Origin of the sequence: Meiothermus luteus (assembly GCF_003574085.1) — a bacterium.
In the GTDB taxonomy this organism is placed as follows: domain Bacteria; phylum Deinococcota; class Deinococci; order Deinococcales; family Thermaceae; genus Meiothermus; species Meiothermus luteus.
Genome location: NZ_QWKZ01000041.1, coordinates 1 through 22936, shown reverse-complemented (window position 1 = coordinate 22936; position 22936 = coordinate 1). Strand labels below are relative to the sequence as shown.

Annotated in this window: 24 protein-coding genes and 1 pseudogene; 6 read left to right on the top strand and 19 right to left on the bottom strand. The window is 65.7% G+C overall.

Annotated features, from left to right (window positions below; translation table 11 throughout):
* Together otsB and treS are read left to right on the top strand one after the other, a co-directional pair.
* On the top strand, window positions 1–476 hold a 476-nt coding region (gene otsB / locus Mlute_RS07705), incomplete at its 5' end, for a trehalose-phosphatase (protein ID WP_119360139.1).
* Between the two features lie 17 nt (window positions 477–493).
* Window positions 494–3379: pseudogene (gene treS, locus Mlute_RS16610) on the top strand (maltose alpha-D-glucosyltransferase).
* On the opposite strand, the gene ttuA reads toward treS, so the two are convergent.
* The 11 genes from ttuA to Mlute_RS07645 form a co-directional block, all read right to left on the bottom strand.
* Window positions 3376–4326: a tRNA-5-methyluridine(54) 2-sulfurtransferase gene (ttuA, locus tag Mlute_RS07695; RefSeq protein WP_119360138.1), complete on the bottom strand. Its 951-nt coding sequence runs from the start codon at window positions 4324–4326 to the stop codon at window positions 3376–3378. The pseudogene treS and the gene ttuA sit on opposite strands and share 4 nt — an antisense overlap.
* A 1-nt stretch (window position 4327) precedes the next feature.
* Window positions 4328–4525, bottom strand: a complete 198-nt coding sequence (ttuB, locus tag Mlute_RS07690; protein WP_119360137.1) for a sulfur carrier protein TtuB — start codon at window positions 4523–4525, stop codon at window positions 4328–4330.
* A 44-nt stretch (window positions 4526–4569) separates the two neighbouring features.
* Window positions 4570–5400, bottom strand: a complete 831-nt coding sequence (locus Mlute_RS07685; protein ID WP_119360136.1) for a PfkB family carbohydrate kinase — start codon at window positions 5398–5400, stop codon at window positions 4570–4572.
* Complete coding sequence (locus Mlute_RS07680) at window positions 5394–6710, bottom strand: fucose isomerase (RefSeq protein WP_119360135.1); 1317 nt, start codon at window positions 6708–6710, stop codon at window positions 5394–5396. The genes Mlute_RS07685 and Mlute_RS07680 overlap by 7 nt, the downstream gene beginning before the upstream one ends.
* A complete protein-coding gene (locus Mlute_RS07675) occupies window positions 6711–7535 on the bottom strand; it encodes a carbohydrate ABC transporter permease (RefSeq protein WP_119360141.1) in 825 nt (274 codons plus the stop codon).
* 57 nt (window positions 7536–7592) lie between these two features.
* On the bottom strand, window positions 7593–8498 hold the full coding sequence (locus Mlute_RS07670) for a carbohydrate ABC transporter permease (RefSeq protein WP_119360134.1): 906 nt from the start codon (window positions 8496–8498) through the stop codon (window positions 7593–7595).
* Window positions 8499–8563: 65 nt separating this feature from the next.
* Window positions 8564–9823, bottom strand: a complete 1260-nt coding sequence (locus Mlute_RS07665) for an ABC transporter substrate-binding protein (protein WP_119360133.1) — start codon at window positions 9821–9823, stop codon at window positions 8564–8566.
* On the bottom strand, window positions 9820–10812 hold the full coding sequence (locus Mlute_RS07660; protein WP_119360132.1) for an Ldh family oxidoreductase: 993 nt from the start codon (window positions 10810–10812) through the stop codon (window positions 9820–9822). Before Mlute_RS07660 ends, Mlute_RS07665 begins: the two co-directional genes overlap by 4 nt.
* Window positions 10809–11738: a hydroxyacid dehydrogenase gene (locus tag Mlute_RS07655; RefSeq protein ID WP_119360131.1), complete on the bottom strand. Its 930-nt coding sequence runs from the start codon at window positions 11736–11738 to the stop codon at window positions 10809–10811. Before Mlute_RS07655 ends, Mlute_RS07660 begins: the two co-directional genes overlap by 4 nt.
* Before the next feature lie 23 nt (window positions 11739–11761).
* On the bottom strand, window positions 11762–12934 hold the full coding sequence (locus tag Mlute_RS07650) for a UxaA family hydrolase (RefSeq protein ID WP_119360130.1): 1173 nt from the start codon (window positions 12932–12934) through the stop codon (window positions 11762–11764).
* Window positions 12934–13269 (bottom strand): UxaA family hydrolase, encoded by a 336-nt coding sequence (locus Mlute_RS07645; RefSeq protein ID WP_119360129.1) that lies wholly within the window; start codon window positions 13267–13269, stop codon window positions 12934–12936. Before Mlute_RS07645 ends, Mlute_RS07650 begins: the two co-directional genes overlap by 1 nt.
* Window positions 13270–13343: 74 nt before the next feature.
* On the opposite strand from Mlute_RS07645, the gene Mlute_RS07640 reads away from it, so the two are divergent.
* On the top strand, window positions 13344–14006 hold the full coding sequence (locus Mlute_RS07640; protein WP_119360128.1) for a GntR family transcriptional regulator: 663 nt from the start codon (window positions 13344–13346) through the stop codon (window positions 14004–14006).
* Here the strand turns inward: Mlute_RS07640 and Mlute_RS07635 are convergent.
* Entirely contained in the window at window positions 14000–14338 is a 339-nt protein-coding gene (locus tag Mlute_RS07635) for a heavy metal-binding domain-containing protein (RefSeq protein ID WP_119360140.1), read from the bottom strand. The two genes, Mlute_RS07640 and Mlute_RS07635, sit on opposite strands and share 7 nt — an antisense overlap.
* Window positions 14339–14419: 81 nt before the next feature.
* Here Mlute_RS07635 and Mlute_RS07630 point away from each other — a divergent pair, with 81 nt between their 5' ends.
* From Mlute_RS07630 to Mlute_RS07620, 3 genes are read left to right on the top strand one after another with little or no spacing between them, the layout of a single operon-like run.
* Window positions 14420–15139 (top strand): (Fe-S)-binding protein, encoded by a 720-nt coding sequence (locus Mlute_RS07630; RefSeq protein ID WP_119360127.1) that lies wholly within the window; start codon window positions 14420–14422, stop codon window positions 15137–15139.
* Window positions 15136–16530 carry a LutB/LldF family L-lactate oxidation iron-sulfur protein gene (locus Mlute_RS07625; RefSeq protein ID WP_119360126.1) on the top strand — a complete coding sequence of 465 codons (1395 nt, stop codon included), beginning with the start codon at window positions 15136–15138 and terminating at the stop codon, window positions 16528–16530. The genes Mlute_RS07630 and Mlute_RS07625 overlap by 4 nt, the downstream gene beginning before the upstream one ends.
* An 8-nt stretch (window positions 16531–16538) precedes the next feature.
* Window positions 16539–17159, top strand: coding sequence for a phosphoribosylanthranilate isomerase (locus Mlute_RS07620; RefSeq protein WP_119360125.1), 621 nt, complete (start codon window positions 16539–16541; stop codon window positions 17157–17159).
* 25 nt (window positions 17160–17184) lie between these two features.
* Here Mlute_RS07620 and Mlute_RS07615 read toward each other — a convergent pair whose 3' ends face one another.
* The 7 genes from Mlute_RS07615 to Mlute_RS07585 all read right to left on the bottom strand — a co-directional run.
* Window positions 17185–17952: an ABC transporter permease gene (locus Mlute_RS07615; protein ID WP_119360124.1), complete on the bottom strand. Its 768-nt coding sequence runs from the start codon at window positions 17950–17952 to the stop codon at window positions 17185–17187.
* Complete coding sequence (locus tag Mlute_RS07610; protein WP_182482499.1) at window positions 17949–18755, bottom strand: ABC transporter permease; 807 nt, start codon at window positions 18753–18755, stop codon at window positions 17949–17951. The genes Mlute_RS07615 and Mlute_RS07610 overlap by 4 nt, the downstream gene beginning before the upstream one ends.
* 16 nt (window positions 18756–18771) lie before the next feature.
* Complete coding sequence (locus Mlute_RS07605; RefSeq protein ID WP_119360122.1) at window positions 18772–19881, bottom strand: ABC transporter substrate-binding protein; 1110 nt, start codon at window positions 19879–19881, stop codon at window positions 18772–18774.
* A complete protein-coding gene (locus tag Mlute_RS07600) occupies window positions 19881–20690 on the bottom strand; it encodes a sugar phosphate isomerase/epimerase family protein (RefSeq protein WP_119360121.1) in 810 nt (269 codons plus the stop codon). The genes Mlute_RS07605 and Mlute_RS07600 overlap by 1 nt, the downstream gene beginning before the upstream one ends.
* Window positions 20687–21703, bottom strand: a complete 1017-nt coding sequence (locus Mlute_RS07595; RefSeq protein ID WP_220452064.1) for an ABC transporter ATP-binding protein — start codon at window positions 21701–21703, stop codon at window positions 20687–20689. Before Mlute_RS07595 ends, Mlute_RS07600 begins: the two co-directional genes overlap by 4 nt.
* Window positions 21704–21721: 18 nt before the next feature.
* Window positions 21722–22561, bottom strand: a complete 840-nt coding sequence (locus Mlute_RS07590; RefSeq protein ID WP_119360119.1) for a carbohydrate ABC transporter permease — start codon at window positions 22559–22561, stop codon at window positions 21722–21724.
* 5 nt (window positions 22562–22566) lie between these two features.
* On the bottom strand, window positions 22567–22936 hold a 370-nt coding region (locus tag Mlute_RS07585), incomplete at its 5' end, for an extracellular solute-binding protein (RefSeq protein ID WP_119360118.1).

The window sequence follows — 22936 nt, the reverse complement described above, 5'->3', positions numbered from 1 at the left end:
GCCTAGAGGAGGGGGTTTTGGGGCAGGGGAGTACGCCCCTTTTTCCCGTGGACCTGGCCCCGCTCAGACCCCACCTTCCCCCTTGCCCTGGGGTTTGGGTGGAAGACAAGGGCTACGCCTTGGCCCTGCACTACCGGGGGGCCCAGGACGAAAAGGAGGCCGCCCGGTGCCTCGAGGTCTGGTTGGAAGGGATGAGGGGCCTTTTGCAGGGCCTGGGCCTCGAGGTGCTTCCCGGAAAGAAAGTATTGGAAATAAAGCCCCAAGGGGTGAACAAGGGTCAGGCAGTGCTCCGCCTCCTCGCCCGCCACCCCGGCCACACCCCTGTGTACATTGGGGACGATACCACGGACGAGGCCGCCTTCCTGGCCCTAAAGGGCCTGGGCCTCACCTTCAAGGTAGGCGAAGGACCCACGGCCGCCGAAGGCCGGCTTAGGGATGTGGAGGAAGTTGTGGCCTACTTGAAAACTTATCTCTAGGCCCCTAGCTTAGGAGGATGGATCCCTTCTGGTACAAGGATGCCGTCATCTACCAGGCTCACGTTCGCTCCTTCTTTGACGCCAACAACGATGGCTATGGGGACTTTGAGGGGCTAAGGGAGAAGCTCTCCTACTTGGAGTCCTTGGGGGTGAACACCCTCTGGTTGATGCCCTTTTTCCAGTCTCCGCTAAAGTGACGATGGATACGACATCTCGGACTACCACCAAATCCTACCGGTGCATGGGACCCTGGAAGACTTCAAGCGCTTCTTGGACGAGGCTCACGCGAGGGGCATTCGCGTTATCGTTGAGCTGGTCCTGAACCACACCTCCATAGACCACCCCTGGTTCCAGGAGGCCCGCAAGCCGGGAAGCCCCATGCGGGACTTTTACGTGTGGAGCGACACCCCAGAGAGGTACAAAGGGGTGCGGGTCATCTTCCAGGACTTTGAGACCTCCAACTGGACCTACGACCCCGTGGCCGGGGCCTATTACTGGCACCGCTTCTACCACCACCAGCCGGACCTTAATTGGGACAACCCCGAGGTGGAGCGGGCCATGCACCAGGTCATGTTCTTTTGGGCCGACCTCGGGGTGGACGGGTTCCGCCTGGACGCCATTCCCTACCTCTACGAGCGGGAAGGAAGCTCCTGTGAAAACCTGCCCGAGACCATTGAGGCGGTGAAGCGTCTGAGGAGGGCGCTAGAGGAGCGCTATGGCCCGGGAAAGGTGCTTTTGGCCGAGGCCAACATGTGGCCGGAGGAAACCCTCCCCTACTTCGGGGAAGGGGACGGGGTCCACATGGCCTACAACTTTCCCCTTATGCCCCGTCTTTTCATGGCCCTGCGTCGGGAGGACCGGGGGCCTATAGAGACCATGCTCAAAGAGACCGAGGGTATCCCCGAGGCCGCCCAGTGGGCCCTTTTTCTGCGCAACCACGACGAACTTACCTTGGAAAAGGTCACCGAGGAGGAGCGGGAGTTCCTGTGGGAGGTCTATGCCCCGGACACCCGCTTTCGCATCAACCTGGGAATCCGCCGGCGGCTCATGCCCCTTCTGGGCGGCGACTGCAGGCGGTACGAGCTCCTTCATGCCCTCCTCTTCACCCTGAAAGGCACCCCCATCATCTATTACGGGGACGAAATCGGCATGGGAGACAACCCCTTCCTGGGGGACCGGAACGGGGTCCGAACCCCCATGCAGTGGTCCGCCGACCGCAACGCCGGCTTTTCCCGAGCCCCTCACCACCGTTTCTTCCTCCCTCCTATAAGCGAAGGCCCCTACAGCCACCTCTTCGTCAATGTGGAGGCCCAAGAGGACAACCCCCACTCCCCCTTGAACTTCATTCGCCGCTTTCTCGGCCTCAGAAAGCAGCACGCCAAGACTTTTGGCCGGGGAAGCCTAAAGCTTTTGCCGGTGGAAAACCGGCGTGTTTTGGCCTTTCTTCGGGAGCATGAGGGGGAGCGGGTCCTGGTGACAGCCAACCTCTCTCGCTACACCCAGGCCTTTGACCTGCCGCTGGAGGAGTGTCGGGGTTTAATTCCGGTGGAGCTTTTTTCTCAAAGCCCCTTCCCTCCCATAGAAGGAGCCTACCGCCTAACCCTTGGCCCCCATGGCTTTGCCCTGTTTTCCTTGGTGCCTCAGGAGGCCATCCGCATACAGGCCCCGGACTGGGCGGAGGAAACCCCCCTGGAGGCGGTGCCCCTCGAGGGGGGGCCGAGGTGCTTTTCATAGAAACTATGGCCGAGGAAAAAGGCCGCCGGGCCTTCCTCGCGGCCCTGGCCCGGGTACTCAAGGAAAGGAGCTGGCTTCCCTTGAGGCCCCAAAAGGTGGAAATCCAAGACGCCCTCCGCCTCCAGAAGTCCCCTCCCCTCTACCTCACCCTTTTGGGGCTTCAGAACCACACCTCGACCACGGCTTTCCTCCCGGTGCGGGTGGGCCCTGTTCGGGAAGAGGCCCCCGGGCTCTTTGCCCGTAGCCGGCCCCAGGAGGGCTATTTCTACGAGCTCTCCCAAGATCTTGGCTTTTATAGCTTTCTCCTCAAGCGGCTGAAGGGGGGACTCGAGGCGCGAAGCCTGCGGGCCTACTACCGAGGGCACCATCCGGGTCCAGTTCCAGAAAGTCTGGAGCTTTTGCGCCCGGGTCTGGCCGCGGGGGAGGGCGTGTGGCTCCAGGTGGGCCTGGTGCAGGACGGTGGGCTGGACCGCAGCCTAAGGCTCCTGCCCAAGCTAGGCCTCCCTTGGGTCTTGGTCCCCGAGGGGCGGTTGGTCTGGGAGCGCGGGGTGGAAAAGCGGGTGCTGGCCCTTACGGGTCGCCTGCCAGAAGGACGCCCCCAGGAGGCTTTCGCCCTGGCCCAGGCCTTGGCCTGGGAGGGTATGTCCCGGCTTCAGGCCCACGGGACGGAGGGCCCTGGCCTCGGGCTTTTGGCCGAGGCCCTGAAGGAGCTGGAGGCCATGGCCCGGCTTCTTGGGGTGCGCCTGGCCCTGCTGCACCGGGCCCTGGCAGAGGTAGAGGGGGGGTCGGGGGAGGGGGTTTTCCTTCTCAACCGGGGGCTGGGGGCCTTCTTGGTGGTGGAGGGTGAGCTCTGCTTGGTGGCCTTGGGCCCCCAGGCCCCGGGCGCTCCTGTGGAAGACCTGGTCCGGGTGGCCTACGACCTGGAACGGGCGGTGGAGCTGGCCTGGGAGGGGCTCGAGGGGGCCGCCTCTGAGCTTCCGGGAATGGTGGCGGAGTTTCTTGGAGAGGCCCTGCGCACCGCTTACCAGGAGACCGCCCAAAAGGCCATCTCGGAAGCGGGCTGGGTGGAGGCCATGGCCCGCTGTGCAAAGGACCAGCTAGAGCGGGAGGAGCGCCCGGCAAGGCTGCGCATCTACGAGCGCTGGCAGAAGAGAATACCGCCTGCCTAGCCCTGCGCCAAGGGAGGCTTGGGGTTGAATTCCGGTAGCCGCCGCTGCTTGGCCCGGCGGTAGACCGCCTCCCACATGCGGCAGAAGGAGCAGACCGCCCCCGTGGTGGGGTAGCCGCAGCGCTCGCACTCCCTCAAGGCCACCTCCCCTTCCCCCTGAAGACGAGGTTGGACCTTTTCCAGAAAGCCATCGAGGAAGCGAAGCTTGGCCCCTGGCATCTCCTTCTCCACCAGGTTCAAGGCCTCCTTGTAGAGGAGGCTTTTGGCCCCCTTGGCGTTGGGGCACTCCTCGTGCAGGTAGCGGATGCCCCGGAGGAGGGTGTAGGAGAGGACCTCCCGCTCGCTAAAGCGATAGAAGGGCTTGACCCGGGCAGCGAGGCCGGGCTTTTCCGGGAGGACCGGCCCTTGGCGGGCCAGGGCGTCCTCCTGGGGGTTTAGGAGGTTGCCGAAGAGGACCGCCGCCTCATCGTCCAGGTTGTGGCCCGTGGCCACGGCGCGGAAGCCCCCCTCCACCGCCACCTGGTTCAGGATGTAGCGCTTGGAAAGGCCGCAGGCGGAGCAGGCCACCCGCCTGGAGAGCCAGGCGAGCTCCGGCACCCCGAAGCCGTAGGCCTCCTTCAGGTCCACCACCAGGAGCTCCAGGCCCCTTTCCCGGGCGAAGGCCTCCGTGACCTCGAGGCTCCGCCGGGAATACTCCCCGATGCCGAGCTCAATGTGGAGTCCCACCGCCTGGTAGCCCAGGCGGCTCAGCACATCCCACAGGGCCAAGGAGTCCTTCCCCCCGGAAACCGCCACCAAGACCCGCTCCCCCGGCAAAAGCATCTTGTGGCGGCGGATGGTCTTTTCCGTTTCCTTCACGAACCAGTCCAGGTAGTGCGCCTTGCAAAGGGCAAACCCCCGGGAGCGCACCTCCACCTGGGCCTTTTCCCCGCAAACCTTGCAGACCACCCTAGCCTCCCGAGATGGCGGAGAGCACCTCTATTTGCTCCTCGTCCCCCACCACCTGGTCCAGGGTGAGGAGCTCCTCTTCGCGGATGGCCACCACCGTCTCCGGGTTGAGGCCAAGCTCCAAAAGAACTTCCTTCAGGGGCCGGTTCCCCCGGACCTCCACCTCCTTGCGCTCGGGCAGGCGCAAAACCACCTTCACCCCGCTAGTCTAGCAGGTGGCAGTAGAGGGCTTCGTGACCTTGCTCAGAGCAGGGCCTCCACCTGCTCCCGGCGGGGAGGGGCAGCCTGGGCGCAGTGGAGCGCCGCCGCCGCGGAGGCAAAGCGAAGCGCGGCCTCCTCTCCTTTGCCCTCGGCCAGGGCCAGGGCGAAGGCCCCGTGGAAGACATCGCCGGCCCCTGTGGTGTCCCGCGCCGAGACCCGGTAGGCGGGCAGATGGCCCCCTCCATGGGCCACCCCCCGGGCCCCCAGGGTAACCGCGGAGAAGACGCCCACGGCTTCCAGCTCTGCCAAAAGCCGCTTGAGGCCTCCCCACCGCTGGGCCAGTTCTTCGGAGGCCACCACGTGGGTGGCGACCTCCACCAGCGGCCAGTCGCCCTCCCGGTCTAGGTCAAGCACCACCGGAACCCCCAGGCTTCGCGCTGCTCGGCCCAAGGCCCAGCCGGCTTTGGGCCAGCGCCCATCCAGCAGAACCGCGCCCACCCCCTCCAGCAGCTCTTTGGGGTCGGCCTCGAGCTCCTCGGGAAGGCTAGGCCGGTAGGGGAAGATGTAGCGCTCCCCCTCGGGGGTCACCAGCACCGCCGAGACCGGGGTGGCTGGGCCAAACTGGAGGTAAGCCTGCACCTCCTCTTCCTGCAACATAGCCGCCAAACGCTCTCCCGCCGCGTCCTTTCCTATACGGCTCACCAAGTGCGCCTCCGCCCCCAGCCGGGCCACCGCCTGGGCCGCAACCGCCGCGGGGCCGCCTATAGCCTCGCGGTAGGCCCGCACCCCGGTCCGGCTTCCCTGGGGTGGGAACCGCTCCACATAGTAGCGCTGATCCAGGTTGGCCCAGCCCACTGCGAGAACCCTCACCATACCAAGCGCTCCTCCTCGGGCTGGGGGGGCAGCACCTCCAGGCCCAGCCAGGCGCACATCTCCAGGAGGGGCGGCTCCAGCCCTCCTGCCCCCACCGCCAGGTGGTGGGGCAGGCGGTGGTTGAGCCAGCTCGCCAGGAACTGCCGGGGGGTGAGGGGCTGGGCGGCCCAGGTGGGGCGGATGAGGTAGCTCGAGTCGCCCTCGTAGCCCTTCTCCCCGGTAATCTGGCCCCCATACACCGCTGCTCTGCGGTCCGGCAGGAGCCGCAGCCCCGCCACGGGGCCCGGTCTTAGGGCCATGTCCCGCACTGCGGGAAGCTTTCGGTTGAAGTGGGGGGCCAGCCGGGTAGGGCCCGCTGCCCAGGCCCTAGGAGCCTCGCCCCCGTGCCAAAGAGCGAGCCCCTTGGGGGAGAGGAGGGCGATGTCCAAGAGCAAGGCCGGCTTGCCTGAGATGGCCCTCAGGGCCAGCATAGAGGCCAGCCCCATCGCATCGCCCTCGGCGGCCAGGGTGTAGCCCAGGTCGGCCAGCCGGGCCATGGCCGCGTAGGGCATTACCCCGAGCTGCTCGGGAATCTCCGGCCACTCCCGCAGGGCCACCCCGTCGTAGCCGCGGGCCAGCCGCTCCAGGGCCAGCTCCAATCGGAGGCTCTGCAGCAGCTCCTCAGAGGAGTACTCCGAAAGCTCCTCCAGGGCCTGGGCCCGGTTTTGCACCTCTTCCTCATCTACCTCTGCCAGGGCCGCCCACAGCTCGGAAAGCTCGGCCCGCTCCACCTTAAGCCCGGTCTCAGGCAAAGCGGCAAAGGCAAAGAACCCCGGGGCGGTTCCGCCCAGCAGGAGGACCCGTCCCTCCCGTAGTATCCGTACCCCTCGCAGGGCGCTCAGGGTGAGCTCGAGCCGCCTCTGGAACCACTCCTCTTCGGGCCTCCCGTAGAACCACTTGGCCGGCCGCTGGGCCAGCGAAACCCCCAGGTTGAGGCCGCACAGGGCGTTCTGGGGCAAAGGCCCGCCCTCCCAGACCTCTGGCAGGGCCCAAAGCCCGAGGGGGAGGGGCAGCTCGAAGAAGGGCAGAAAAACCTCACCGGTGGCAAAGGTCACCTGCTGCAGCAGCAAGAAGTCTAGCCTGTGGGCCAAGGCAGCCTGGGCTGCAGCCTCGGCTTGGGGCGCGTCCACCACCGTAGGGGCCCGATAGACCAGCTCAAACCCCAGCCTGGGGCCCAGGGCCTCCAGGGCCTGGGCCGTGGTGGTCTCGAGGCCCAGCCTCGAGCCCCTGAAAAGGGGCCTCGCTATCGGAACCAGACCGATTCGCAGCATCTACCCCTTCACCCCCCCTTGGGTCAGCCCCCCCACCACCCGCTCTTGGAACACCGCAATCACTAGGGCGACGGGGACCAGGGCGATAACCAGCGCCGCCGAGATAAGGGGCCAGGGGAAGGTGTACTCCCCTTGCAAAAACTGGATGCCCACCGGAAGCGTGCGCATGGCCTGGGAGGGCATCAGGGTGAGGGCCAGGAGGAACTCGTCCCAGCTATTCACAAAAGCCAGGATGCTCGCGGTGAACACGCCGGGGGCCGAGAGCGGAACCACCACCCGCCACAAGGCCCCAAGCCGCGTGCACCCGTCCACCATGGCCGCGGCCTCCAGGTCCTTGGGGATGCCCTGGAAGAAGCTCACCAGCACCAGCGTGGCTACCGGAATGGAGAGGGCAGCGTGGGGCAGGATTAGGGCGATGTAGGTGTTCCTTAGGCCCAGGGCCAGCACCATCTCAAAAAGCGGCAGCAAAAGGGTGACTGTAGGGAACATCGAAACCCCTACCAGAAGGGAGAAGATGAGGGTCTTGTGGGGTATCCGGAGCCGGGCCAGGGCGTAGGCCGCCAGGGCCGACACGAAGACGCAAAGCGCGGTAGCCCCCGTGGCCACGATTAAACTATTTAGGAAATAACGCCCAATGGGAGCCCCGGTGAGGGCTTGAACGTAGTTCTGGAGGGTGAAGTTCTCCGGCCACCAGGTGATGGGGATTCGGGTCAGCTCGGCCTCGGGTTTGAACGAGGTGAGCAGAATCCACACCGTGGGGAAAAACCCGTTCACTACTACCACTGCGGCCGCGGCCCAGAGCCATAGCCGGGAACCCCACCTCATGCCATCCCCCTGCATGCGCAAGAAGCGGTCCGCGAAGAACTGTGGAGGAATCCACCCCTAATCATCGGCACCTCGGATGTAGCGGAGGTACAAAAGCGTCACCCCCAGGCTGATGAGGAACATCAACACCGCTAGGGCCGAGCCGTAGCCGAAGTTGAGGTTCTCTATGCTGGTGGTGCGGACGTACATGGCCAGGGTCTCAAACGAACTCCCCCCGTTTTGCATCGCAAAGGGGATGTCAAAGGTCTGAAAAGCGGTGATGGTCCGGAAGATGGCCGCCACCAGAAGGGCTGGGGTCAGAAGGGGCAGGGTGATCCGCCAGAAGCTCTGCCAGCGGCTCGCGCCGTCCACCGCCGCCGCCTCGTAAAGCTCCTTCGGAATCACTTGTAGGCCGGCCAGGAGGATAAGGGCCACGAACGAGCTGGTCTTCCAGATGATGGTGATGCAAATAGCCCAGAAGAGCAGCTCAGGGGTGGTCACCCAAAGAAGCCGCTCCCCGCCAAGCCGCACCAGAACATCATTAACCACCCCGTACTGGCTGTCAAAGAACCAGCGGAAGATAAGGCCAGCAAAGACCAGGGGAAGCGCCCAGGGGAGGAGCAGACCGAGCCGCACCGGCCACCGTACCCGAAAAGGGAGGTTGGCCAGCAGGGCCAGCAGGAGGCCCACCACCAAAGCCCCTGGAACCGTGACCAGCACGATGAGAAAGGTGTTCCAAAGCGCCGTCCAGAAACGCTCATCGGAAAGGGCCTGGGTGAAGTTGCCCAGCCCTATAAAGACGGGGTTGAAGCCCGTTTCGTCGGTTAGGCGCCGGCGGAAGAGGCTGTTGTAGAAGAGCCGGGCCACCGGGTAAAGCGCCACCAGACCTAGCAGAAGCGCTGCGGGCAGCAAAAGCCAGAAGGCCAGGGCGCGCTCGCTTAGGTCGCCAAGACTACGGCGGTATCTGGGCTTTTGCTGGGCCATGGTGGGTCTCCCAAACAAACCTTACTGAGCCCACGGGGATTGGGCCCCGTGGGCCCTGCTTGCGGTTAGCGTCCGCTGTAGATGGCCTGTAGACGGTTCACGATCTCACGGGCCCCTTGCTCGGGGGTCTTTTGCCGGGCCAGCACCTGGTTGGTGGTCACCCGGATGACCTCCGATATCTCGGAGTAGCGGGGGTGCTGGGGACGGGCTCGAGCCGCCTGCACCACCGGCAGGGCCTGGGCGAACCAGGGGTTTACGCGAAGAATGTCCGGGTCGCGGTACAAAGCGGGGAAGACCGGCAGGTTGGAGGCCTCGATGGCCAGTATCTTAGAGACCTCGGGGCTGGAGAGGAAGCGCACCAACCTGTGGGCCTGGGCCTTGTTGCGGCTGAAGTCAGAGACCACCCACTGCCAGCCACCCAGGCAGCTCGCCTGCCGTCCCCCGGCAAAAGCCGGCAACGGCACCACCCCAATTTTCCCCTTGACCTGGCTGTCGGCGTCGTTTTGGAACCTATTCCAGGCGTAGGCAAAGAGGGTGCCGAAAACCCAGCGGCCGGCCTGCATCTCCTGGCGGATGGTGTCCTGAGGCTTCTCGGCCATGTTGGGCGGCGAGACCCTTTGGTCCATCAGGTCCACCCAGAACTGCAGGGCCCGCTGGGCCTGTTCAACGGTGAGGGTAAACTGCCCTTGGGCGTTGGTCACGTCGCTGCCCGAGGCCCAGATGGGCAGCAGGAAGGTGCAGACCGTGCCCTCTACCGGGGCCCCGATAAAGCCGATGCCGTTTAGAACGGGGTTGTTCTCCCGCTGCAGGATGGTCTGGGCCTGGCGGATGGCCTCCTCCCAGGTGGTGGGGGGCTTGAAGCCGTACTTCTCCAGCAGGTCGGCCCGGTAGTAAAGGAACATGGCGTCGGCGAAGCCCGGCAGGGCCACGAGCTGGCCGTTGATGACGTTGGCCTGGGAGTAGGCCGGCAGGTACTGGCGCAAGAGGGCCTGGCGCGAGGCCGCAGGCAGGTACTTGTCTATGGTGTCCGCCCAGCGGCTGGCCAGGTACTGGGCGGGGCGGATGATGTCAATTAGGATGACGTCAATGCTGGGGTCGCGCGAGGCCAGCACGGTGGTGAGGTACTGTTGTTGCTGGTCGGAGGTGGCCCCGCCCACCTCAATCTCCACCCGCACCCCGGGGTTGCGCTGCTGGTAGAGGTCCAGAATCTTGCGCATCACGTCCGGCCGCTGCTGTCCACCCACGAACACCCTGAGCCGGGTCTGCTGGGCCAGCCCCAAAGAGGCTAGGAGCACCGCTACCAAGAGCCAAAAGAGCCTTTTCATGCTTTTCCTCCTTTCAGATGCAAGCCCGAGCGGGCGAGCTCTTCCAGAAGAGCCTCGCCCACGGGCACGCCCTCCTGCAGGGCCCTCTCCCTAGAGGCTACCCGCCGCCATCCGGGAATCCGGCCCCCGGCGGCTTGGAGGGCCTTCAGCAGCCGGGCCATCCGCTCGGCGTACCCCGGGAAGGCGGTGGGCTCGAGGCCCACCAGCAGCAGCCCCGGCTTAGCCGCTGCTTCTGGGGAAGCCCAGGGCAGGGGCAGGTCGGGTGAGAGCACTGCCCCGGCCAGAACCCCCGCCAGCACCTCCACCAGCACCGCCAAGGCGTAGCCCTTGCCTTCGCCAATGGGTACCAAGGAGCCTTCCAGAGCGGCCTGGGGGTCGGTGGCGGGCTGTCCCTCCCGGTCCACCGCCCAGCCCAGGGGGATGGCCTCGCCCCGCTTGGCCGCGGCGATGATCTTGCCCCGGGCCACCACCGAAACGGAGGTGTCCACCACCACCGGATGGGGTTCGGCCGGAGCCCCCAGGGCAATGGGGTTGGTGCCCAGCACAGGCCCCGGGGCGATGGCCGGGGGGGTGTTGGCGAAGGCCAGCCCCACCAGACCCGAGCCGGCCAGGCGGCCCACATAGGCTGAAAGAGCCCCCGCGTGCCCGGCCCCCTGCACCGCCAAAGCCGCCACTCCCTGATGCCGGACGAGGGGCAGCAGCGCCTCCACCGCGTAGAGCCCAGCTACCGGCCCCGGCGCGCCGTCGGCCTTGAGCACCTGTAGGGCCGGGCGAACTTGCTCCAGCCGCAGGGTTGGCCTGGGGTTGAGTCCCCCGGCCCGGAGCTGGGCGGTGTACTGGGGGATGCGGGTCAAGCCGTGGCCGAGGTTGCCCTCGAGCTCGGCCTCGAGGAGCACCGCCGCCATGCTGCGGGCGTGCTCCGCCGACAGGCCCAGCCCCTGGAAGTGGGCGGTTACGGCCCGCTCGAGCAGGGCGTAGGGAACCCTCATGCCTCCACCCCCAGCTCCCGCAGGACCCCTTCGGCCACCCGCAGGCCCACCACTTCCTGGGCCTCGGCAGTGAGGCCGGCCACGTGGGGGGTGATGTAGAGGTTGGGCACCCCCCGCAGCACGTGGTCGGGTGGCAGAGGCTCGGGGTCCACCACGTCCAGCACAGCCCCGGCCAGGTGCCCCGTACGTAGGGCTTCCGCTAGGTCGGCGGCGTGGACCAGTTCGCCCCGCGCGGTGTTGATGAGGTAACTCCCTCTGGGCATCCGGGCCAGGGTCTCGGCTCGGATGAGGTGGCGGGTTTCCTGGGTGAGGGGGACGTGCAGGGAGAGAAACTGGGCCTGCTCGATCACCCCTACGGTTGTGCAAAGCTCGATTTCCATGTCCTGAACCACACTTTCCCAGGGAAGCCGCGCGGGGTCGGCGGCCACCACCCGCATTCCAAAGGCCCGGGCCCTGCGGGCTACCCGCAGGCCCACCTCCCCCAGCCCCAAGAGCCCCAGGGTCTTCCCGGCCAGCTCAAATCCGCCAAAAGCCGTGCGGTCCCAGCCCCCTTCGGCCACGTGGGCCGCAGCCCCGGCCAGGTTGCGGGCCAGGTGGAGCATGGCCGCCAGTACGTACTCCGCCACCGCCCCGGCGTTGATGCCCCGGGCAAAGCAAAGCGCCACCCCCCGGGCCTCCAGGGCGGGGCGCTCAATGTTGTCCAGCCCCACCCCCAGACGGCCCACCACCCTAAGGCAGGGGGCTGCCTCAAGCAGCTCGGCGTCTACCCGGGTCTGGTTGCGCACGATGAGCGCGGTGGCCCGTCCCAGGTGGGCCTTTAGGGCGGCCCGGTCCCTCCACAGCCCGGGGTCGTAGAGCACCTCCAGGCCGCTTCTTTGCAGGCGCTCGAGCCCACTCGGGGCGATAAACTCACAGACCACAATCATGGCTTGCACCTTTTTGGCCTGGCCTAGGCGCTGGGGTAGAGCTTGGTCAGCACAAACTCGTTGTGCCGAAGAAGCTCGGCGGCGGTCAGACGGCCGTTCACGGTTCGAACGAAGACCTCCAGGATGCGCTCGGCGGCCTGCTCCAGTCCGATTTCCCCCACCAGCAGGTCGGGGAGCTTTACGTCAATGTGCTCCCCCATGGTTTGGCAGGTGATGGGGTTGGGGGAGATTTTGATGACCGGGATTAGGGGGTGGCCCACGATGTTTCCCTGCCCGGTGGTGAAGAAGTGAAGCACGCTCCCTCCAGCGGCGCACAGGGTGACCTGCTCGGCCCCGGCCGAGGAACTGTTCATAAAGACCAGCCCCTGGCCCGGGGCCACCTCCTCGGCGTAGTCCAGCACCGCATTCACTGGGCGGGTACCGGTTTTTTGGATGTTGCCCAGGGCCTTTTCCTCTATGGTAGAGAGCCCTCCGCGGATGTTGCCCTCGGTGGGCTGGGAACCCAGTAGGTCTACCCCTTGGGCCTCTATCATGGCGATGTAGTCGCTGTAGAGCTTAAGGAACTTGCGCCTCAAGGCCGGCGTAGCGCAGCGCTCGGCGATTAGGTGCTCCCCACCGGTGAGCTCGGAGGTCTCCCCGAAGATGACCGAGGCCCCCATGTCCACCAGGCGGTCCACCACCCTGCCTTGGGCCTTGTTCCCTGCCAGCCCCAGGGTGGGGTCGGACTCGCCGCACTTGATGGAGAGCACCAGCTCAGCGACCTCTATGGGCTCGCGCTTGGCCTCCGAGGCGTCCTGGGCCATCCGGTAGGCCACCCGGCTGGCGGCGTTGATGACGTTGAGGTCGCCGTGCCGCTCGATGGAAAAGGCCTCCACCGGCTTGCCTGTTTTAGCAATGGCCGAGGCTACCCGCTCGGTCCACTTAGGTTCAATGCCGATCACCACCGCCCCATAGACGTTGGGGTTGGCCCCGTGGCCGCTTAGGGTGCGGAAGGTGAGCTCCAGGTCTTTGCCGAACTGCAGGCGGCCGTAGGGATGAGGCAGGGCCACGGTGGGTTGGATGAGGCGGGCCACCCCTTCTGCTGCGGCGTTGGAGAGGTCGTCCACCGGCAGAATAAGCACGTGGTTGCGCACCCCCACCCGCCCATTGGGCCGCCGGTACCCGGTGAGCGGAAGGGAACCTCTCTTGCGGGGCATCACAACACCCCCCTGCGGGCCCGCTTTTGCGGCGTTTTGCTCCCTTTCCCGTAGTCCCAGCGCAGGGTTCGGATGTTGTGTACGTGTACCCAACCGCCTTTTTTCACCGCCTGGGTCATGCGGCCTATCTTCTCGCCGTACTCAATGACCACATGGCCCTCGGGTAAGTCTCTGAGGGCGATTTTGTGGCCCAGGGGAATGTCCTCCAACACCCTGACCCGGTGGGCCGGGCCTCCCTCCAGGCTCTCAATGGTGAGCTCTTCTCCCGCCTTCAAGTCGGCCACGGCGACCGCCACGTCGTCGGTGCTTTTGTGTGCTAGGGCTCGGTGTGCCACCGGTTCCTCCTTAGCGCTTCGGTAGGATTTTATATCTAAAATCTTTTGTGGTCAATGTGCTACAATTGACCCCGATGGCCCTAAACCGCACCACCCTGAACCGCGAGGCCTACCGGGCTTTGCGCCAGGCCATCCTGGGGCGCAAGATTCCCCCCGGGCAGAAGCTGGTGGTGCGGGTGCTGGCCGAAGAGCTAGGGCTTTCGCCCACCCCGGTCAAGGAGGCCTTGAGCGCTTTGGAGCGGGAAGGGCTGGTGGTGGCGGTGCCCCACCGGGGCTACTTCGTGCTGGAACCTACCCTGGAGGATGTGCGGGAAATCTATACCCTGCGCGAGGTGCTGGAGGGGCTCGCGGCCCGTCTGGCGGTGGAGAACAACGGCAGGGGTTTGCTGCGGAAACTAGAAAGGCTCTTTGCCCGCCAGGCCCAGGCTGCAGAAGCCGGCGACCTCGAGGCCTACGGCGACCTGGACCTGGCCTTCCACCGCACCCTTTGGGAGGCTGCGGGCAGCAGGCGCCTCCTGGCCACCGCCGAGACCATAGACGGCCAGATTCGCCTGCTCATCAACAGCTCGGCGGCCATTCCTGGCCGTCTGCCCCAGTCCCGGACCGAGCACCAGGCCGTTTTGGAGGCGGTGCGGGCAAAGAACCCAGAGGCCGCCGAAGCGGCCATGCGCGCCCACGTGCGCAACGCGGGGCGGGCCCTAGAACTGTTCCTTTCGGGGAAGAGGCGGGCTCAGTAGACCCGGCTGGCCTTCACCGCGGTCCCCGAGGCCGTGACCATGAGCATATTTCCCTGGCCCACGGTTTCGTAGTCCACATCAATCCCAATGACCGCATCGGCCCCGCGGGACAGCGCGGCCTGCTCGAGCTCGCTCAGGGCGATCTCCCGGGCCTTGCGCAGCTCAGCCTCGTAGGCCCCGCTGCGCCCCCCCACGATGTCCCGCACCGAGGCCAGAAGGTCGCGGAAGATGTTGGCCCCCACGATGGCCTCGCCAAAAACCACGTCCAGGTACTCGGTGATCTGGTAGCCCTCGAGTTGGCTAGAGGTGCTGAGTATGATTTTTCGGCGCATCAGAACCTCCCTCATAAAGGATAGCCGAAGCCGACCGGGCGCTTGGGCCATCTGCGGCTCCGGCCTTATAATCCCGTTAGCATGAGGGTGGCCCTTTTCATCACTTGCCTGGCCGATCAGTTCTTCGCCGAGGCGGGGGTGGCGGCGGTGCGGCTTTTGCGCCACTTGGGTTGCACCGTGAGCTTCCCCAAGGGCCAGACCTGCTGTGGCCAGCCCGCCTACAACGCGGGCTACTGGGCTGAGGCCCGCCAGATGGCCGGGTATACCCTAAAGGTGCTGGAGGAAAGCGAGTACGTGGTGCTCCCTTCGGGCTCCTGCACCACCATGCTGCGCGCCTTCTACCCGGAGCTGTTCCGGGAGCAGGCCCGGCTCTTTGCCAAGGCCGAGGCCTTGGCCCAGAGGACCTTTGAACTGGCTGAGTTCATTGTGAAGGTGCTGGGGATAACCCAGCTGGGGCGGGGCCTGGAGGGTAAACGCGTGGCCTACCACCACGGCTGCCACGCGCTGCGCGAGCTGGGGGTCCGGCAGGAGCCCCTCACCCTCCTACGCAACGCCGGGGCTGAGATCGCCGACTGGCCTGCGGCGGAGGAGTGCTGCGGCTTTGGCGGGCTCTTTTCGGTTAAGCTACCCGAGGTCTCCTTGAGCATGGCCGATCAGAAACTCAAAACCCTGCCCGCGGTGGACTTCCTGACCAGCGCCGACGGGGGCTGTATGCTGCACCTGGCTGGGCGCGCGCAGAACCGGGGTCTAGCCCTGCCGGTGCGTCCGCTGGCCTCGGTTCTGTGGGAGGCGGTGGGATGAGAGGGGAGGCCAACCGCTATCCCCAGGAGGCCGCCCGCCTGCTGCGGGAGGCCCCTCAGGTGCGCGAATCGGTTACTGGGGCCACCTTGAGCTTTGACGGGAAGAGACGGCAGGCCTACGCCGAGGTGGAGGCAGAGGCCTGGCGTCGGTGGGCCGAAGGGGTCAAGAACCACGCCCTCGTGAACCTGGATAGGTACTTGTTGCAGGCCGAGGAGAACCTTAGGAAGAACGGCGTGGAGGTCCACTGGGCCGAGGACGCCGAGGAGGCCCGACGGATTCTGGCCGGCCTTGCCCGGAAGGCTGGGGTGCGGCGGGTGGTCAAGGCCAAAACCATGGTCGCGGAAGAGCTGGGCATCAACCCCATGCTGGAGGGGATGGGCATAGAGGTCCTCGAGACCGACCTGGGCGAGTACATCATCCAGCTCCTCAGCCAACCCCCCTCCCACATCGTGGGCCCAGCCATCCACCTCAACCTGGAGCAGATTCGGGCCCTTTTTCACGAACGCTTCCAGACGCCAGAGGACGCCCCTCCCGAACACCTGGCCGCGGTGGCCCGAAGATTGCTGAGGGACGGCTTTTTGAAGGCCGATATGGGCATCTCTGGGGGCAACTTCGTGGTGGCCGAGACGGGTACCCTGGCCCTGATGGAGAATGAGGGGAACATACGGCTTTCCACCTCGCTCCCCCGTCTCCACGTGGCCTTGGTGGGAATCGAGAAGGTGCTCCCCCGCTGGAGCGATCTGGCGGTCTTTCTCTCCCTGACTGCCCGGGCCGCCACCGGGCAGCGGCTTGGCACCTTTGTCTCGCTCATTCAGGGCCCGCGCCGGGAAGAGGAGCCGGAGGGGCCCGAGGAGGTGCACGTAATTTTCGTGGACAACGGGCGCAGCAGCCTGCTGGCTGACCCTGAGGCTTGGGAAACCCTGCGCTGCGTGCGTTGCGCGGCCTGCCTAAATGCCTGTCCGGTCTACCGCCAGACGGGTGGGCATCCCTACGGCTATGTCTACAGCGGCCCGATTGGCTCGGTGCTCAGTCCGGGCCTGCTGGGCCTGGGGGAGACCAAGCCGCTTCCCTACGCCTCCTCCCTTTGCGGGGCCTGCTTCCAGGCCTGTCCGGTGCGGATTCCCATCCCCAAGCTCCTGCTCACCTGGCGCCACCGGGCGGTGGAGGAGGGCCTGGTCCCTAGGGCGGAGGCGGCGGCGGTCAAGGGGTATGCCTGGGCCGCGACCAGGCCCTGGGCCTACCGCCTGGCCTCCAGACTCTTACGGCTCCTCCCAGAAAGGGCCCTAGAAAGCCCAGCCCTCCCCTTGATAAGGGCCTGGACAGAGGGTCGGGCCGGCCTGCGCCCGAGCCCCAGGAGTTTCCAGGAGATGTGGGAGGCTGGGGAGGTATAGCGGTCGGTATGACTCGAGCCAAAATCTGCGGCATTACCCGCTTAGAAGACGCGCTCTGGGCCGAGGCGCTGGGGGCTTGGGCCTTGGGCTTTGTCCTGGTCCCGAGCAGCCGCCGTTACCTCAGCCCAGAGGCCGTTCGTCCTATCGCTCGGGCCGTGGGGCCCTTGGTGGTGCGGGTGGGGGTTTTTGCGAACACCCCGCCCGAGGCGGTGCTGCGGCAGATGGAGGCCGCGGGGCTCCAGGTGGTCCAGCTTCACGGGGACGAGCCGCCGGAGTGGGCCGAGCAGGTGGGCCGGTTTTTCCCGGTCATCAAGGCCATCCGCCTCTTTGGCCCGGCCTCGGCGGGGTGGCTTTCCTACCCGGCTGAGGCTCTGCTGGTGGACGGGGCCAGCCCTGGCAGTGGCCGGGCTTATCCGCTGGAGTGGCTCGAGCCCCTTCGCCCGCATCCCCGGCTCATCATTGCGGGCGGGCTGACGGTGGAAAACCTGCTTGCGGTTCTAGCCCTGAAGCCCTACGGGGTGGACGTGAGCAGCGGTGTGGAGGCCGCACCGGGCCGCAAGGACCCCGAAAAGCTGCGGGGCTTTTTGGGTCAGGTGGCCCGCTTCAACGGGGCCAGCCAGAACCAGTAGCCGAGCCCAGCGCGCCCAATCAGGGTCAGCGCCTGCGCGCTAGGCTCAGCCCAACCAGAGCTAAGAGGGTGGTGTAGAGGAGCACCGAGGCCACCGCGCTGGCTGCCCGGAAATCCTCCCGCAGGCTCTGGAAAAGAAGCAGGGGTAGGGTGATGGTGCCAAAGCCGGCCACCATGCTGGTTACCTCAAACTCCCCCATGGAAATGGCGAAAGCCACTAAGCTTCCCGAGATCACCGCAGGGAGGAGGTTGGGCAGGAGGACGTGACGGAGCCTCTGCCAGAGGCCCGCGCCTGAGGCCTGGGCGGCCTCCATCAGGAGGCGCACCTCAATTCCCGCAAGCCCGGCGTAGACGGTGCGGAAAAAGAAGGGGAACCCTAAGGCAGCGTGCCCAAGGACCACGATCCAGAAGGTACCGGAGAGGGCCAAAGGTGGGCGGTTAAACGCAAGGAGGAACCCAAGGCCCACTACGAGCGGGGGTACCAAAAGGGGCAGCACTTGCAGAAGGCGCCTGAGCCCTTCGCCCATCCGGTCACTCCAGAGGTAAAGGGCGTAAGCGGTGGGTACCCCTGCCAGTATGTTTATAGCCACTGCTAAGAGGGCAATCCTTAGGGAGAGGGAGGCCGCTTCCAGGTACTTGGGGTCCCGGAGCACCCGGGCATACCACTCCAGGGTGAACCCCTCAGGCAAAAGGTCCAGCCACAAGCGGCTAAAGGAGTAGACCACTGGGGCCAGCATGGGGAGTAAGAGGTAGAGGAGGAAGAGGGTGAAGAAGGACCATCCCAGTCCCCTCATCGCCGGTACCTCCTTTCCCAAAGGGCCAAGACATAGAGGCCGACGCCTGTGCTGGCCATGAGAACGGTTGCTAAAGCTGCCGCCTGAGGTAGGTCAAAGGTGCTCTCCGCCACCAAGCTGTAGATCTGAAGGGAAAGCAAATTTTTGGCGAACCCCGTGAGGGCCAACGTGGTGCCGAAAGCCCCCATCATTCCCGCAAAGACAATGCTCCCCCCGGCCAGGATGCCTGGCATGAGGGCGGGCAAGAGGACGCGAACCCAGGCCTGGAAAGGCGTCGCCCCGGATGCCCGCGCTGCTTCCATCAGACCCTTGCCCACGGTTTCCAGGAGGGGTATAAGGGCCAGGGCGAAAAGAGGGATGTTGTAGAAGGGGAAGACCAGGAACAGCCCCGGCCAGGAGTACAGGTCAAACCGGGGCAACCCCAAAGCGGCGAACAGTTGGTTCACCACCCCGTTCCGCCCCAGGAGGACGATAAAGCCAAAGGCCACCACCAGGCCCGAAAGGGATACGGGCACGGCATAAAGGCTCATGAGGAAGCCCTTGACTCTTAAGGGTAGTCCGCTGGTCCAGTAGGCCACGAAGAGCCCCCCGGCCACAGCGGCCAAGGTGGAGAGGAGGGCGAAGACCAAGGAGTTGTGCCAGGCCTCGAGGTAGGCGTGGGCGGTGAGGGCCCGGGCGTAGCGGGCAAAGGTGAGGCCCTCGGGCGCGGCGAGGCTCCGCTCCAAGATGGAGTAGAGGGGGTAGCCGAAGAAGAGGAGCAGGAAGAGGAGGCCAGGAAGGATGAGGAAACGCTCGCCGCGCACCAGGGCCCCCTTCGGACTAGCGGATGGTCTCCCCGTAGTACTTCTGGAGTGCCTCGGAAATCGCCTCTTCCTTCTTGTAGTCCACAAAGCGCACCTTGGCGTAAGCGCTCTTGGGCGGGAACTTCGCAGCGATCTCCTTGGGCAACTCCACGTCTGGCCGGATTGGGCTCACGAAGGCCTGGGCGAAGAGGCTCTGCCCGTACTTGGAGAAGATGAACTCCAGGAAGAGCTTGGCCGTGTTGGGATGCGGGGCGTTGCGGGCAGCCACGATGCCCCCGCCGTTGGCCAAGGTCCCGTCTTGGGGAATGACCACCTCCGTGGGGAACGGGAAGCGCTCCTTCCAGGCCAAGAGGTTGTAATCGTAGTTTATGAAGATGCCCACCTCGCCCCGCTCAAACTTGGCAGTGGTCACCTTGGGCTCCACCGCTCCGATGACCCCCAGGTGGTGCAGCCGCGCAAAGAAATCTACACCTGCCTTCTGGTTGTAGGGGTCACCCGTGAGGGCGTAGGCGGCGCTCATGATGGTGGCCACGCCGGTACCTGTAGCCCGGGGGTCTTGGTACTGGATAAGCCCCTTGTACTCAGGGTTTTCTAGCTCTTTCCAGGTTCTCGGAACCTTCTTGACCAAGCGAGTGTTCACGATCCAGCCCAGGGTACCCTTGTAGCCTGCGTACCAAGTGGAACCGTCCTTGCCCACGCCCCGCTGGTCCTGGGGCAGTGCAGACCAGGAGGTGACCCGGTAAGGCAGGGTGAGGCCCTCCTCCGCCAAGGTCATGGCGAAGGCCGGTTTCAAGTCTGCTACATCGTTCTTGCTGGCTTTTTCCTCCCTCATGCGGGCCAGGACCACGGCACTGCCCATGTCGATGTCCTGCTGCCGGATGCCGAAAAGCCGCTGAAACTCGGCGTAGATGCCCCCGTAGTTGGCCCAGTCATTAGGCATGCCGTAGCTGTTGATGACCCCGCCCTCCGCCCGGGCCTTCTGGGCCAGATCGCGGATGTAGGCGTTGTTCAGCTCCGGCGGGAGCTGGGTTCCCACCTGCGCCAAAGCGGGAAGGCCCCGCAGGCTCAGGGCCAGCAGGAGGAGTCCCGCCACTCCTAGGGCCGTCAAAACCGCATACCGCTTCATCAGCCACCTCCTTTTGCCTCGGGGAGGATCCCCGTTGCGGCCAAGCTTTCGTGCACATCCACGTACTCCCCCGGGTTCCGGGGAGGGAGCTCCACCAAAACGGTGCAGGGCGAGGAGGCGAAGGGCCGGAGATCCTCGGGACCAGGCGGCAGGTGCAGGTCGTAGCGGCCGTCGTTTCGGTGGGCGTGTACATGGCTGAGCCGCTTGCCCAGGACCTGCGCGAACCCCACTACCTCCTGCCCAGCCATCTGGGCATGCCCCAGGTCTAGGCAAAATTCCAAGTGCGGCACCTCCAAGAATAGGGCCATCTCCTCAGGGGTCCTGGGTACCTCCTGGGGCGCCGCTAGGTTTTCCAGGGTGAACCTTAGCCCTAGGTATAAGGCTCGAGAGGCAAGGCAGGCCAGTCCCTCCGCGGCCCGCTCCAAGTATTCCCGCCGCATCCGGGCCTCCGCCTCCCGCAAGGCATCGTGGTGGGGGGAGAGGTCTGGGGGGGGGTAGTCCGTCCAGGGGATGTTCCCGGCGTGAACGTTTACCAAAAGCGCCCCCAGACGCGCTGCTCGCTCCAGATCCTTCTCCAGAAGGTGCAAGGAGGCCTCCCGTATATCTGGCACCAAGGACCCCGGGTAGAGGTCCAGGTAACGAGCGTGGAAGGTGAGGGCGTAGCCCATGCCCCTTGCCTCGAGGGCTGCTTCCGTCAGGACCTCCGCCGCTGAACCTGGTACTTCGATGAACTCATAGCGTCCTTGCAAGGTACGGGCATAGGCCAAAAAGCCCTCGGGGTCTTTAGGGGGACGAAAACCAAGCCTCATGCCTCCTCCTTAATGAAGGGGGCAGCCTCAGGGAGGGCGAGTCGAAGCCGATCCCCGGCTCGCACCTCCTCTTGAGGGTTTAGGTCCACCTTGAGCAGAATCCCTTCGGTCTCCACTTCCAGGCGCAGCAAGCTTCCTAGGTAGGTGGCGAGGCCCACCTGCCCCTCCAGGAAGCCTTCTGGGTGGGGGCGCAACTGTTCGGGCCGGAGGAGGATAAAGCCCCTTCCTTCTCCCTCCACCTGCACAGGCCAGGGCCGGTCCCTATGGAAGCGGCCTTCCCGCGCTTCCCCTGGCACCAAGGTACCGATACCTACGAAGCGGGCCACAAAGAGGGTGGAGGGGCGTTCGTAGATTTCCTGGGGGGTGCCGAGTTGCTCTACCTTTCCGTCCCGCATCACGGCGATGCGGTCGGATAGGGCCAGGGCCTCCTCCTGATCGTGGGTCACGTACAGGGCGGTCAGGCCCGTCTCACGCTGGAGCCGCTTCAACTCCCCTCGGAGCTCCTCCCGGATCTTAGCGTCCAAGGCGGAGAGGGGTTCGTCCAGGAGGAGGACCTTGGGTTCCCGGGCCAGGGCCCGGGCCAGGGCCACCCGCTGCTGCTGGCCCCCGGAAAGCTCCCGAGGGTATCTTCCCTCGAGGCCCTGGAGGTGGACCATCTCTAGAAGCTCCCCCACCTTGCGCCGCACCACCCGCTCAGGCAAGCGGCGAAGGCGTAAGGGAAAGGCCACGTTGCCAAAGACGGTCATGTTAGGGAAGAGGGCGTAGTTCTGGAACACCATGCCGATGGGGCGCCCCTCGGGCGGGAGGCGGTTAACGCCTTGCCCCGAGATGCGCACCTCCCCCTGGTCGGGGGTCTCAAAGCCCGCCACCAGGCGCAGGGTGGTGGTCTTCCCGCACCCCGAAGGGCCCAGGAGGGTGAAGAACTCCCCCTCCCGCACGGAGAGGCTCACCCCGTCCACCGCCACCACCCGGCCGTACCGCTTGCGCACCCCTATGAGATCCACCACCGGCACCACTCTCCCCTTGCCCCGTCAGCTCCTTGTCAACAGGCGGTAGTAGGCCACCACCAGCACCATGGAAAGGAGGAGGAGCAGGTAGCCCATGGCGCTCGCCCCCGAAAGGTCCAAGCCCAAAAAGGCTTTCCGGTAAATATAGTAGCTCACCAGGTCCGTGGCCGAACCGGGCCCCCCGCGGGTGAGGACGTAGACCAGGTCGTAGGTGCGGGCCTCCACCAGGGTCTGGAGGACCAGAAGGGCCAGGAGGACGGGCCTCAGGAGGGGCAGGGTCACCCGGAGGAAGGCCTGCCATGGTGTGGCCCCGTCCACGTAGGCCGCCTCCAAGGGCTCCCGCGGGAGGCTCCGGAGCCCCGCCAGGAGGACCAAGGCGGAGAAGGAAACCTGCTGCCAAACGTCCACCAGGGCCAGGGAGGCGAGGGCGTACCGCCCGTCGCCGAAAAAGTCCACCCCTCCCACGAGGTAGGCCAGGATGCCCAGCTCGGGGTGGAGGATCATCTTCCAGATGAGCCCCACCCCCACGGGGGCGATGAGCATCGGGAGGCTAACGGCAAAGTAATGGAACCCCTTTAGGGGAAAGTTCTGGTGCAGGAGGACAGCGAGGAGAAGCCCCAAGGCCAGGGTGAGGCCCACGGTGAGGCCCACATACAGGGCGGCAAGCCCCAGGGCGTGGAGGAAATAGGGGTCGCGTAGCGCCTCGTGGTACCGGGTGAGGCCCCGGAAGGTGAAGTCGGGCCGGAGGAAGGTGTACCCGGTGAAGGAGAGCAATAGGGCGTAGAGGAGCGGGAAACCCACCACCGCCCCCAGGACCAAAAGCCCTGGCAGGGCGAGGAGCCGAGCGGTCCACCGCTCCCCCATGGCGCCTACCGTAAAAGCCCCGCCTTGCGCAAAAGCCCCTCCAGCCCCTTGGCGGCGTCCTGCAGGGCGGGCTTCACCGCCTTCTGCCCGGCGGCGGCCAGGCTGATCTCCCGCCCCACCACGTCCTCCATCTCTGCCGTGTAGGCAAAGATGGGCACCCTCTTAGCCCCGGCGATGATCCGCTCCGCTTCCTTGTAGTAGGGGTACTTGCGGAGCACCTCGGGGTCTTGGAACACATCCTTGCGGGTAGGCGCGTGGCCAGCCAGGGCGCGTCGCCTGACGATTTCCTTGGACTCCACCCAGCTGATGAACTTCCAGGCCGCCTCCTTGTTCCGGCTGTTCTTGGGAATGGCCCAGCCCCATCCCCCATTGACC